12 protein-coding genes are annotated in these 11,908 nt (G+C 49.6%); 2 read left to right on the top strand and 10 right to left on the bottom strand.

The window, feature by feature from the left end; translation table 11 throughout:
- Positions 1-78 precede the first annotated feature (78 nt).
- From NFR62_RS10090 to NFR62_RS10055, 8 genes are all read right to left on the bottom strand, one after another.
- Entirely contained in the window at positions 79-663 is a 585-nt protein-coding gene (locus tag NFR62_RS10090) for a hypothetical protein (RefSeq protein WP_251618067.1), read from the bottom strand.
- Between the two features lie 248 nt (positions 664-911).
- On the bottom strand, positions 912-1,256 hold the full coding sequence (locus NFR62_RS10085) for a hypothetical protein (RefSeq protein WP_251618065.1): 345 nt from the start codon (positions 1,254-1,256) through the stop codon (positions 912-914).
- Entirely contained in the window at positions 1,253-2,407 is a 1,155-nt protein-coding gene (locus NFR62_RS10080; protein WP_251618063.1) for a phage major capsid protein, read from the bottom strand. The genes NFR62_RS10085 and NFR62_RS10080 overlap by 4 nt, the downstream gene beginning before the upstream one ends.
- Positions 2,408-2,457: 50 nt before the next feature.
- Positions 2,458-2,736, bottom strand: coding sequence for a hypothetical protein (locus tag NFR62_RS10075; RefSeq protein ID WP_251618061.1), 279 nt, complete (start codon positions 2,734-2,736; stop codon positions 2,458-2,460).
- Positions 2,717-4,600, bottom strand: coding sequence for a portal protein (locus NFR62_RS10070; RefSeq protein ID WP_251618059.1), 1,884 nt, complete (start codon positions 4,598-4,600; stop codon positions 2,717-2,719). The genes NFR62_RS10075 and NFR62_RS10070 overlap by 20 nt, the downstream gene beginning before the upstream one ends.
- 30 nt (positions 4,601-4,630) lie before the next feature.
- Positions 4,631-4,840, bottom strand: a complete 210-nt coding sequence (locus NFR62_RS10065) for a hypothetical protein (protein WP_251618058.1) — start codon at positions 4,838-4,840, stop codon at positions 4,631-4,633.
- A 5-nt stretch (positions 4,841-4,845) separates the two neighbouring features.
- Complete coding sequence (locus NFR62_RS10060) at positions 4,846-5,157, bottom strand: hypothetical protein (RefSeq protein WP_251618055.1); 312 nt, start codon at positions 5,155-5,157, stop codon at positions 4,846-4,848.
- A gap of 16 nt (positions 5,158-5,173) precedes the next feature.
- The gene (locus tag NFR62_RS10055) at positions 5,174-6,640 is read right to left on the bottom strand and encodes a terminase large subunit domain-containing protein (protein WP_251618052.1); all 1,467 of its coding nucleotides are present in this window, start codon (positions 6,638-6,640) and stop codon (positions 5,174-5,176) included.
- Positions 6,641-6,674: 34 nt separating this feature from the next.
- On the opposite strand from NFR62_RS10055, the gene NFR62_RS10050 reads away from it, so the two are divergent.
- Positions 6,675-7,388 carry a hypothetical protein gene (locus tag NFR62_RS10050; protein ID WP_251618049.1) on the top strand — a complete coding sequence of 238 codons (714 nt, stop codon included), beginning with the start codon at positions 6,675-6,677 and terminating at the stop codon, positions 7,386-7,388.
- Positions 7,389-7,604: 216 nt separating this feature from the next.
- Here the strand turns inward: NFR62_RS10050 and NFR62_RS10045 are convergent, their stop codons facing one another.
- Complete coding sequence (locus tag NFR62_RS10045) at positions 7,605-8,051, bottom strand: hypothetical protein (RefSeq protein WP_251618046.1); 447 nt, start codon at positions 8,049-8,051, stop codon at positions 7,605-7,607.
- Between the two features lie 184 nt (positions 8,052-8,235).
- Positions 8,236-9,432: an NADP-dependent isocitrate dehydrogenase gene (locus NFR62_RS10040; protein ID WP_251618043.1), complete on the bottom strand. Its 1,197-nt coding sequence runs from the start codon at positions 9,430-9,432 to the stop codon at positions 8,236-8,238.
- A gap of 226 nt (positions 9,433-9,658) precedes the next feature.
- Here NFR62_RS10040 and NFR62_RS10035 point away from each other — a divergent pair, with 226 nt between their 5' ends.
- A complete protein-coding gene (locus NFR62_RS10035; protein ID WP_251618041.1) occupies positions 9,659-11,905 on the top strand; it encodes a leucine-rich repeat protein in 2,247 nt (748 codons plus the stop codon).
- The last annotated feature ends 3 nt before the right edge of the window (positions 11,906-11,908 follow it).

The raw sequence follows: 11,908 nt of genomic DNA, 5'->3' as shown, positions 1-11,908 counted from the left end.
TTCGACGGGCGCGTACTCTTTTGTACGCAACCGAGAAAACGCGATGCCTTGACGCCGCAGAGCGTGATGAGTGCGCCCTCAAAACCATTTGCGACGGCGCACAACCTTACTCCCCCGCCCCCTCGCTTCCTCTTCTACACACGCTACAAAGCGGCTGTCCCATAAAGCGGCGTCGTCGGTCATGCCGCTAATAAGGCAATATTCTCTGGCTATGCCGTATGCCGTAAGTCGCGCGCTCGGCTTGTTCCCGACGTAAGGCGAAACGCTTGAAAGAGTTACGGCTCGGGGCGCGAAAGAATACGTTACAACGCATTCGCCGCTGTAAGGCACGGTAACGCAATCGTAATACTCGGCAAAAGGCAAGCTTTTTCCGTTTGCGAGCACGCAATAAATATCGGTAATTTTTTCAGGCAACGACGAATATTCTATTCTGCCGCTTTTCGAAACCGTGTTCGCGCATTTTTTTAACGGAAACTCCGACGAACTCAATTCCCCGAGCACCAAATTGCAACACCTAACTAATATTTCGAGCTCGGCGGCATTTTCGGCGGATAACGAAGTTTTGTAATCCTCTCGATTAAAATCTTCGGCGTTCATTGCGTCGCACAAACCGTCGAGCTGCAAAAAAACGGCGGCAGTGTATACAGCGTCAAATATCTTCATTATTTTTCTCCCTATTTGTTCCTTTTTCTTCGTTTTTAACCGTTTATGCTCTTTTTTGTCGGTTTTTCTTCGCTTTTCTGATAAACAGTAAGTTTTTCAAACTTTTTATAGCTTTTTAACAATTTTACTGAGTTTATCCGAATTTTGCGCAAAACTTCTCAACTTTTTTCCGTTTTCAAACGGTTTAATTCTTTTTACTCACATATTCCGCTATTTTAAACGATTGCCTCGCATTTTCTTCGAAAACTTCAAAATTTCCCGCTTTTGCTCAATAAATCTTCGGCGGCAAAAAGAGCTTTGTTCAATGCGGCGGATTTTTGCTCTTTCGCCAACAAAGCGTTCTCGCGCTCCATATCATCGAACAGTTTTTTCGCGTTTTCCGCCCGCGTTTTTCTTACGAGCGTCACCGTTCGCGCGTCTAAGCACGGATACGGAATACGCAGCGAGAAGGTGTCTCCCCGCTGCTTTCCGTTATGCACCTCAAACGAATGAGTCCGTTTGTTGTACAGAACAAAATATCCGTCGTCTATGCTTTTGAGCCGCGCGGCAATATCGAACGTGTCGTTCTCTATAAGTACCGCGCATTTTTTCACGAGCGCGTAATTCCTTTAAGGCAAGCTTGTCCGTTCGGACGGTCGCACACAAGGTCGCAATACTTAACGAGAGTAGCGGTATAAGTGGGTTTGCCCTGAGTTTGGCGAAGAATTTTTCCGTTCTCCGTTTCAAGATACTGCCAGTCGCAAAGTTGATGCAATTTAAAAGCCTTAGTGTTTAATAAGTACATAGTGCCTTCTTCTATAAACCTATCATAAACAAGCGGTATGCCGTTGTACGAAAGAGTTTTAAAGCCGCCGTTTAATTCCATAACGTCTATGTTGCGTTTGTATTGCGCCATATACTCCTGATAAGCATATTTAACCGACGCCGACACCGCTATAAAGTCTACGGTGCTCCCCGCCGACATTTCGAGACGGTCGATTGCCTCTTGCATAACTATTTCGTCGAGCGCGCCCACGTCGGTTTTTATGTAAGGGCGCATACACGGGTGAGCCTCGCGCGACACTCCGTATAGCGAACCGTCGGTTTTGAATATCGCCCCAAGCCCCGTAATTTCTTTGTCTTTGCTTCCTTGCACATATAGTTTGCAATTTGCCGCGAGCGCCGACGGCGTTTCGGAAAGCTTTATCTTTTTATTGTCGCGGTCAACGTAAACTATGCACGCCGTTCCTATTTTCGCACTCGCGGCGGAATATATGTCAACCACAAGTCCTTCTATTAAGTTTTGCGGACTCCCCACAGGGCAAAAGCCGCCGTCCGCCGCGCCTACCGTGCTAAGTAAGCCCGTGCCGTCGCCGTAAAGCATGCGCCCCAAATTGAATTTCGACGCGTCCAAAAGTCCTTGAAGCTCGTTGTTGAGTAGGTCGGTGAACGCGCCCCTTCCGTCGGCGCTCGCGCGAATAGCTTTATCGGATATTTCTATCTGCCCGTAAAGATTTTTAAGCGCGGTTACAAACTGCAAGTAGTTCGTGCTTTTAGCCGACGGCAAAACTCCGTCTTCGTCGCCGGCGCCCACGCCGCCGTTAATTCCGTAGCTTGCCGCTTTTCGGATTTCTTTGCCCCATACGTCGCTACTCGTCTGTTCGATTTTTCCGAGCAACGGATTTGTTTTCGTATTGAGCAATTCCGTCACCGCTCCCAAATAAACCGACTTTAAAGCGTTTTCGGCATTAGTAAGTGTTACCATTATTTATTCTCCTTTTTTATTTTTTTACTTTTCTTTTTTTATCGCGGCGTTTAAAAACCGTCCACAATCTTTTTCGCCTCGCCCAAAGTTTTGGGCTTGGCTACGGGGCAAAGCGCCGAAAGACCGCGCACAACGGGCACGCTTTTAGCCCCGCTGAGCTCGTCAAGATACCGCTCTATAACGGCGTTCACAAGCGCGTCGTTGGAAAAAACCAACTTCTCGCGCCTCCCCTCGTCGGATAGCGCCGCCATAAGTTGTTCGTCGGTGGGTTCAACCGCTTGCGCGGCAGTAAGCGCTTGTTCTTCTCCGCTAATCTCCGAGTTTTGCATTTTCGACCTCCTTTTTAAGCTTTTTTTGCCTCTTGTGCTGTCGAACATGTTCGAGCATTTTTTCGCAAAGCGTAGGATTGCCGTCGCACATTCGGTTAAATTCCGAAGTCAGCATAAACCTTATGTGCTCGTCCTCATGAAGCGCGTCGTCGTCGATTTCGCTAACCGAAAGCTCCCGCTCCGCGCAACCCAAATTTTCACGTCGCGCGTTAGCGGTTTGGAGCGACGCGGTTTCGCGTGAGGCTTCCCAACCGCCGTAACCTACCGCGTCTAAAATCTTGTGCCGAACGGCGTCGCTCAATTTCCCGTTTTCGTCGCCGAGTAGCCCCATGTTCAAAAGGTCGAACAACATGCTCTTTCGCTGTGCGGGAGTGCTCGTCAGCTCGTTTTCCGTTTCGAACACAACGTCGTCGCACCCTATGTCCGACGCGGTAAAGCGCAAAAGTTCAACGTCGCCGTCGTCGCCAACAAACCGCGCAAGTCGCGGGCGGCGCGCGAATTGCTTATAAAGGCGCAACAGCATTTTAGCCACCGAGCGCACGGCGCCGCGCACATATTCCGCCGATACCGAAAGCCTCGTGTCGTCTTGCTCTATAAGGAGCTGCAACGCCACGCCGCTCGTCATTCCGCTCGGCACCGAGCTCGAACGCATTATCTCGCTAACTCCCGTAACCGACACGAATTCGCTTAGTAACCTATCCTCTTCGTACTGAAAGTCGGACGGCACCCGTCCGGGCTCCAAAAGCTTGGGCGGCGCGCTGCCCTGACGGTACACCAAAATTTTGCCCGGACTTAGCCCTTCGGTTTCGAGGTTGTCGGTATCAACGCTACCGTCCTCTACGGCGAGCACACCCATAGCTATGCGGTTCATAAATTCGTGTTTGCGGTTTTTTACCGCGTTGAACGCACGCTGAATGGGAATGCAGCGTTCCACCGTGCTCGTGCCGAAAAAGCAACCCGCCCGCATTATGCAATCTTGCTTAACGAACGGCAAGTCGGGCGTAAGCTCCGCGCCGCAACAATACGGCAACTCCCCGAACGCAAGAAGCTTTCCGCTTGCCACAGCCGCGTATTCGCCGCCTTCGTTGCACGCTGTGGGGCGAACGTAACGCTCAATCAGCAAACAGCAATTTTTTGCGCTCTCCCGCCCGAACAGCGGCGCCGAACTGCTTCCGTCTAAACCTCCGAGCATACATTTGCCAACGTCGCTCACAACGTCGGCGCACTCCGGCTCAACCTTAACGCCGTATATAAGCTCTATTTCGTCTACCGACACAGCCCTCGCGTGAATAATGCTTTCGCAATCCGCAACCGTTTGACGCCCGAGCGAATCGGGATATATTTCGAACGGCGGACAAACTCTTACGCTCACGTCGCCCTCGTACACCGCTCTTTTGTTGCGCGAGCCTATCTTTTTGCCGCCGCGAGCGTTCCACTCCACCTTATAAAATGCGCTTCCGCAAATTTCGCTCCATATAGTCGCCCTGCTTATAACGTTATCCATTTCCGCCGCCTCGCAAGCCGAATTTAGAATTTTCGCCGCCGCCTTCGCGCTGAGCCTGTCGTTCTCGTCGCCGCTCGCGGGGCGCACGCTCATGCGCGGACGCACCCGTTGCAACTTTGCCAAACGGGTTTCCACAAGCGGCGCAATATGGTTAAAGCACTCTCTTTCCTGCCAATAATAGTCGCGCTCTTCGGAAAAAACGCTTCCGTCCGCGCGCGAATAAACGTATTGATTGCCGAGCACGAAATTGCAATTAAGCTGCCATTGCGCTTCGAAAGCCCGCCGAGCCGCCACTCGCGCCGCAAAATCTTTTTTTATTTCGGCAACCTTTTCTTCTTCGAAAACGTATTTTTCTTTCAAATTTTCTTCGCCTCCTCGCGCCGAAACGCTTTACTGTTTGTTGTTTTTTCTGTTCGCCGTTTCTATGCTTTTGGGAACGTAACACGCCCCTATAAGCGAGTAAAGTTCTTTAAGGCAATCGTCGCAAACGTGAAGCCGACTCTTTATTCCCACTCTGCCGAACTTGATTGTTTTTGTGGCGCGATTTTTGCACGCCCCCATTTCGCAACCTATTTTGCACTTGTTTTCTATTAGTTCCATATTTTCTATATTCCTCCCTTACCTTTGTTTTTTTTGTGCGATTTCAATCGTTTCCCCGTAATTTTAAAATACTCTTCGGCAAGCTCTTTGCGCTCCCGTTCAAGCTCTTCGCGGCTCACGGCGGGCGGCTTTTCCTCGCCGAGCAAAAGCTTTAACGCCGATAAATCGGGCGGCACGTCTTTGCGAATTATCTTGCGTTTGGTAAGAGCAAGTTCGCCGTCCACCAACGAATATTCCTCCTGCGTTTCAACGGCTTCGTAGCCCGCAGCCTTTTTAAACATACTGTTTATAAGCCGCCGCTTTTCGTTCTCCTCCACCTTGCGTCCTCCGCGCTCATTTTCTCGCGCCCCGTCCTCTCGCGCTCATAAGCCGCTCTTTAAACCGCGCAAGCTCCCCTTTTTCGCGTGCGGGCGGCGCGTTTGCGGGCTTAGTCATAAGATAGTAACGAAGCTCGTCGAGCGCGTGGTCGTCGCGTTTTACGGGAGTGTCGTCAGGTCCGTATTTATAAGATTTGAACTCGCGTATAAGATTGCGGCAAGTTGAAAAAACGTAAAGTCGCGGCACTCCGTTTTCGCCAATAAGATAGCTTTTAACGCGGTTGATTCCCGCAAAAATATTTTTCTCCACTTTGGGGTTCGCGGCTATTCCGTTCTCGCAAAACAACTCGGTAACGCTTCGACTCGACGAAAGCGTGCGTTGATTCGCCGCGCTGTCGATAAGCGCGTAAAGCGCGCCCGAGCGCGTTTTCTTCCAACCGAGAGCGGCGCTTATGCTCTTTATTTTTTCGCAATGTTCTTTCACGTCGAGCCCCGCTTCGAAATGCTCCGCAACGGCATAAACGTTGCCGTCGTAGTCAACCGCATACCAATGGCATGAAAGCGGATTTTTAAGTCCCGGGTCTATCGACAAACAGTCTTGCCACTCGGCGGGCACATCGAACGGCTCTATAACGTGCACGCTCTCGTCAAATTCGCAATACACAACCTCGCCCGTGTCGGCAAAACAACCGTAGCGCCGCGATTTAAGCGCGTCGGGCGAGAGCACCGCGCTAAGCCTTTTTATTTCGTCGGGCGATAGATAGGGGTTGTCCGCCCATTCCATAAACACGCACCACGTTTCGTCGTCGTTTACGCTGTTTAAGTAAATTTTATCGTATACGAACGTCATGCCTTTTAGCGGCGTCATTGTTCCGAATATGTCGCCCTTGCGGTCGAAAACCCGCATTCTGCATTCCTCGTATATGTCTTCGGGCGGCTCTTCGTCGAACCACACGAAATCCAAACTGCTCCCCTGAAATTTTTCTCTGCCCGCTTCGCAGCTTTTAAAATATACATAGCTAAAAGTGCCGAAAACGTTTTTAACGGCTATGTAGTCAACTATTCCTCCGTCAGTTCCGCTCCGCGAACCTTTGAGCATTCCCACCGATGCCAGCCATTCGGAGTTAAGATAAGAAAGCAGTTTTTTCTGCGCGACTTCGCGCCCCGCGCCGTAGCTCACCGACACCGCCCACCCCACAACCGCGCCGCGCACTTTTCGGTAAGGATGATTCCCCCGCAAGAGCCAAGCCGCTTCCGCCGCGCCGCATTCCGTTTTCCCCGTGCGGTTGCCGCCGAACACCCAACGGTTGCGCTTTAAGCACTTATGAAATTCAAGCTGTTTCAAATGAACCTTTTCGCCCGCGTTGTAGCGCTCAAGCCTGTTGTTTCGTTCGTATTCCTCAATCTTTTTTCGGTTGAGCGCAAGTTTAACAAGAACAGCCTCTTCCTCTTTATTTTGAGGGTTTTCGTTTTTTTCTCTCAAAATCCTCACCTTGCTTTTTCGGTATAATTAGCGTATGAAAAAAGCCGCAATTATCGTTTATGCAGCAATCGTCGCTTTCTTCCCCCTCGCCGCCCAAAACGGCGGCTTCGTTACCTACGCTCTGCTTCCCTCGCCTGCATCTCTCTATAACGAAGCGAACGAAATTGTTTGCACTCTTCCCGCCACCTACTACACCGTTTTGTGCGGCGAAGAATCCGACGGAAAATACCCGGTTTCTTACCTCGACTTATCGGGATACGTTCGCGCCGCCGACATAACCGTTGTAGACTACGAGCCCGTAACCAAATTCGCTTCGCTCACGGCAAAGCCGAACAACGACGGCATGGCGGTGAATCTGCGCGACAAGCCGCACCCTCAAAACGGCAAAGTTTTGTGCTCGGTGCCGCCCGACGCCGCGCTAACGCTTTACGGCTCGCGCGAAGGCGGCGAACTGTTCGCGGGCGCGGGCAACGTTTGGCAGTATGTACGCTATAACCAACCCGACGGCGGAACGTTTTACGGCTACGTTTATTCCGCTCAGCTCGTTTGCGACGAAGTTGTTCCCAACTCAGGCGAAAAAGTTCCTCGCCCTTCTCCCTCAGCTCCCAAAGAAACTTCGCCCTCTCTGTCGCTCAGCCGCAACGGCGCGATAGCCCTCGCGGTAACTTTATGCGTGCCTGCGGGAATGATTATGCTCGTTCTTTTCTACCGCCCCGACTCCAAGCGCACCCCGCGCCACAGTAAGTAGAATAGTCGCCCAAGCGTAACACGGCACTGCGCAAAGCGCCTTGCGGCACTTGCTTGTTTAACCCGTGTTAGGCGAACTTAATTAGGCGTCCTTTCTCGGGCAACCCGAGAAAGTCGAGTTTGTTGTCATCGGATTGTCGCCCAAGCGTAACACGGCACTGTGCTTGCGTTGATGTCATCGCGAGCGTAGCGAAGCAATCCACTACAATAACAGTAATCACACAGCCGCTTTCGCTATTATGAGCGGCTCTCTTTTTTTTGCTTCAAGTCTTTTAAGGCGGTTGCATTCCGCTCGGTAAAGAGGCAACGCCTTATATTTTTCAAGCTCGGCGGCATACACTCCCAAATCTTCGAGAACTTTCCGCGCCTTTTTGTACGCTATCCTAACTCTTTTGTTGGCGTGTTCCAACCCGCATCTTCCGAGCGCCGCGCTTTTAATAAGCTCGGTGTTTTCGTCGCCGAGCGCAGAGCGCACGCGGTGCTCCATAACGCGGAGATTTGCCGCAAGACGCTTATATTCGCCAAGCCGATAAACTTTTTCGAGAAGAGGCAAAGCGGGGCTCGCCGTGTCGAGCGCCGCCCGCGTCATTCTGCGTTCAAGCAACTTATCGAGAATATCCAGCTTATTAGCTACCGTAATAACAGCGGCAATTTCGATATTCATTACAACAAAAACCTCCGTTCGTTTTAACGCTATAATAATATCACATAATTGTTGACAGCATTTGTCAACAATAGTGTTTTCACACAAATATTTTCATAATATGTAAAAAAATCTTTTTTCATAGTCGAAAAAAGATTTTTCATTACCATTCTATATTATTTTGCGTCGCCGCGTGCGAAATTATTTAAATAAACTCTTTTATTTTTTTCAGGAACGCCCGCGAGTCGAGAACTGTGGGCGCGTTTTTGCCCGCATACAACGCTTTAAGGTCGCCCGTAATAAAGCCGCAGTTTATCGCGCTTAAAACCGCTTTTTCAAGCTTTGAAGCAAAATCGCAAAGCGCTTGCACTCCGTCTTTTTCCCCGCGCTTACGGAGCGCACCCGTCCACGCGAAAATGGTGGCAACGGGATTTGTGGAAGTAGCTTCCCCGTCGCGGTAACGGTAGTAGTGGCGGGTAACGGTGCCGTGCGCCGCTTCGTATTCGTATGCGCCAAGCGGCGACACGAGCACGCTCGTCATCATGGCGAGCGACCCGAAAGCAGTTGCAACCATGTCGCTCATCACGTCGCCGTCGTAATTTTTGAGCGCCCAAATCATTCCGCCGTTCGAGCGGATAATGCGAGCAACGCTGTCGTCTATTAAAGAGTATTCGTATTTTATATTCGCCGCCTCGAATTTTTCGCGGTATTCGCCGAACACCTTTTCGAAAATTTCTTTAAATCTGCGGTCGTAAGTTTTTGAAATTGTGTCTTTGGTGGCAAACCACAAATCGCGCTTTAAATCAAGCGCGTATGTAAAGCACGAACGCGCAAAATTTTCTATGCTCGCGTCGGTGTTGTGAATGCCCTGCGCAACCCCGCCGCCCGAAAAGTCGGCAATTTTGTTGCGCACCGTTTTTCCGTTTTTGTACTTAACTTCGAGAACGGCTTCCGCCTCGCCCTCCACCGCTATTTCGGTGTTGCGGTACACGTCGCCGTAGGCATGGCGGGCAATAACTATAGGTTTAGTCCAGGTGGGAATATACGAGCGCACCGACTCGCACAAAACGGGTTCGCGGAAAACGGTGCCGTCAAGCCTCGCCCTAATCGTTCCGTTCGGCGATAGCCACATTTTCTTTAAGCCGTATTCCTCCACGCGCTGAGCGTTTGGCGTAATGGTGGCGCACTTCACGCCCACGCCATACTTTTTAATGGCGTCGGCAGCTCTTTCGGTAATTTCATCGTCGGTTTTATCGCGCTCGGGCAGCCCCAAATCGTAAAACTCGCAATTCAATTCCACATAAGGTTCGAGCAAAATTTCCTTAATCCAGTCCCATAAAATCCTCGTCATTTCGTCGCCTTGCATCTCCACTATGGGAACCGAATATTTAATACGCGCCACTTCTCGCACCTCCGAAAAAATTACGGGCGCTAAAACCTCGACGCCCGCCATGTGTTTATTATACTATGCTTCGCCCTCTCCCGTCAAGCGGTTTCGTTATTGCAACCACTCCGCCAACTTTGCAGCCGTTTAACAAAAAAGCGAAAAGGCGCTTAAATCGTTTGACACTCTCTGAGAATTACCTTAAAATAAAAATTGAAAAACAAACGCAAAGGAAGTAAGGAAAATGGCTATCGAATTACAATCGCTTATCTGCAAGTGTTGCGGCTCTACGCTCGACCCCCAAACCGCAAAAAACGGCGTAATAAAATGCCCCTATTGTACCGAAATTTTCACCCTTGCAAAGTCGGTAGAGCCCGAAGCCCTCGACGCAATAAGAATAGGCAACCACGAACTCGACATTTGCCGCTTCGACGACGCGTTCGCCTCATTTAATAAAGCCGCCCGCATAGACCCCGCCGAGCCCGAAGCTTACATAGGCATGGCGTACGCAACCCACAAAGTGCAGCACATACGCGACGCCGTGAGCAACCGATTGCAACCCATTTGCCACGAAGTTTCAAACAAGGTTTTCGCGCAAGACAAAAACTACCTGCGCGCCCTCGCGCTTGCCACCCAAGAACAGCGCGCCCAATATGCGCGGCAATGCGAAGAAATAGACTACATACGCAAAGAATTTTTCAAATTCCAACAATCGGGGCTTAACTACGATTGCTTTATTTGCGTTAAAGTAACCGACGACGAGCGCACCACAACCGACGGACAAAAGATTTACACCGCCGACTACAAAACGGCTGACGAACTCTATTTTCACCTTAGCGGCAAAGGCTACAAACCCTTTTTCTCCGAGCGAGAAATAGGCAACCGCACGGGCGCCGACTACGAAGCGCTTATTCTTTACGCCCTATATTCGAGCGAGTGCATGCTCGTTGTGTGCGGCAACGAAAGCTACTTGCAAACCGCATGGGTTAAAAACGAATACACCCGCTTTTTAAAAATGGTTGCCGACGACGAAAAAGAGAGCGACAGCGTTGCAATAGTGTTCTCGGGCTCTCCCATTGAGCGCTTGCCAGGTCGCAAAGGCAAGCTTCAGGGCATAGACATGCGAGGGGTTGACCCCTACGGCAAAATAACTTCGTTCGTTGAAAACCATACCCCCGAAGCAAAATTAAAACGCGAAGAAGCGGCAAAAAGAAAGCAACGCGAATTAGAGGAACAGCGAAAACTTTTGGAAGAACTGCGAAGCGCCCGCAATAACGAGTCGCACCGCGCCGTTAAATTTTGCGCTTTGTGCGGCGCCGAAAATTCCGACACGGTAAAGTTTTGCGGCGAATGCGGCGGCAAAGAATTTGTCTCGTCGGTTAAAGAGTATGCCGAGCTTGTGCGCAAAAACGCGGAAGAAAAAGCCCGCGCCGAATACGAAAAACGAGTAGCCGCAAGCAAAAACACCGCCCAAACCACCGTCGTGCAAAAAGAAAGCGCCAAACCGCCCATTCCCTCAAACCCTGATTTCGACATAGAAAACGGCGTATTAAAAAAGTACAACGGTAACGGCGGAAATGTTACTATTCCCGATAACGTAACAAGTATCGGGTATAAAGCGTTCTATAAATGCGATAGTTTAACAAACATAATAATACCAAATAGCGTAACGACTATCGAAAAATGGGCTTTTTCCGGTTGCAACAGCCTAACAAGTATTGTAATACCTAACAGCGTGACAAGTATCGAAAGTCATGTATTCTATAAATGCAGTAATCTAACAAACATTACAATACCGAATAGCGTAACAACTATCGGACCTTGTGCGTTCTATGAGTGCAGTCTAACAAGCATTACAATACCAAATAGTGTAACAAGTATCCGTGATGGTGCGTTCTCTTATTGCAGTAGCTTAACAAGTATTGTAATACCCAACAGCGTGACAAGTATCCGTGATAATGCATTCTCTTATTGCAGTAGCTTAACAAGCATAACGATACCCGATAGTGTAATGACTATCGGGTACAATGCTTTTGCTGGATGCAGCAACCTATCAACCATTACAATGCCGAATAGTGTAACAAATATCGGGTATGGCGCGTTCTCTAATTGCAGTAGCCTAACAAGCATTATAATACCGAATAGCGTTATTACTATCGATGAGATAGTATTCTCTTATTGCGGTAGTCTAACAAACGTGACGATACCCGATAGCGTAACAAGTATCCGTGATGGTGCGTTCTCAGATTGCAGTAGCCTAACAAGCATTACAATACCGAATAGTGTAACGACTATCGGAGATAATGCATTTTATAATTGCAACAAGCTAACAAGCATAACCATACCAGATAGCGTAACTTATATCTGGGAATGCGCGTTCTCCAAATGCAGTAGCCTAACAAGCGTAACAATGCCCAAAACATTAAAAAAGTATATAAAAACGGCTTTCGGAGACGAACATAAGCATATTGAATTTACCTTCACAAAATAGGCG

It is taken from the genome of Pumilibacter muris, from assembly GCF_943193045.1.
Classification (GTDB): domain Bacteria; phylum Bacillota; class Clostridia; order Christensenellales; family Pumilibacteraceae; genus Pumilibacter; species Pumilibacter muris.
Note: the sequence above shows the minus strand (reverse complement) of the source record. Positions and strands in the feature narration are given on the sequence as shown.

Bases quoted from the DNA above. Each gene is read 5' to 3' on its own strand.
- NFR62_RS10090 (WP_251618067.1), bottom strand. From the start codon at position 663: ATGAAGATATTTGACGCTGTATACACTGCCGCCGTTTTTTTGCAGCTC.
- NFR62_RS10080 (WP_251618063.1), bottom strand. From the start codon at position 2,407: ATGGTAACACTTACTAATGCCGAAAACGCTTTAAAGTCGGTTTATTTG.
- NFR62_RS10075 (WP_251618061.1), bottom strand. From the start codon at position 2,736: ATGCAAAACTCGGAGATTAGCGGAGAAGAACAAGCGCTTACTGCCGCG.
- NFR62_RS10065 (WP_251618058.1), bottom strand. From the start codon at position 4,840: ATGGAACTAATAGAAAACAAGTGCAAAATAGGTTGCGAAATGGGGGCG.
- NFR62_RS10050 (WP_251618049.1), top strand. From the start codon at position 6,675: ATGAAAAAAGCCGCAATTATCGTTTATGCAGCAATCGTCGCTTTCTTC.
- NFR62_RS10045 (WP_251618046.1), bottom strand. From the start codon at position 8,051: ATGAATATCGAAATTGCCGCTGTTATTACGGTAGCTAATAAGCTGGAT.
- NFR62_RS10035 (WP_251618041.1), top strand. From the start codon at position 9,659: ATGGCTATCGAATTACAATCGCTTATCTGCAAGTGTTGCGGCTCTACG.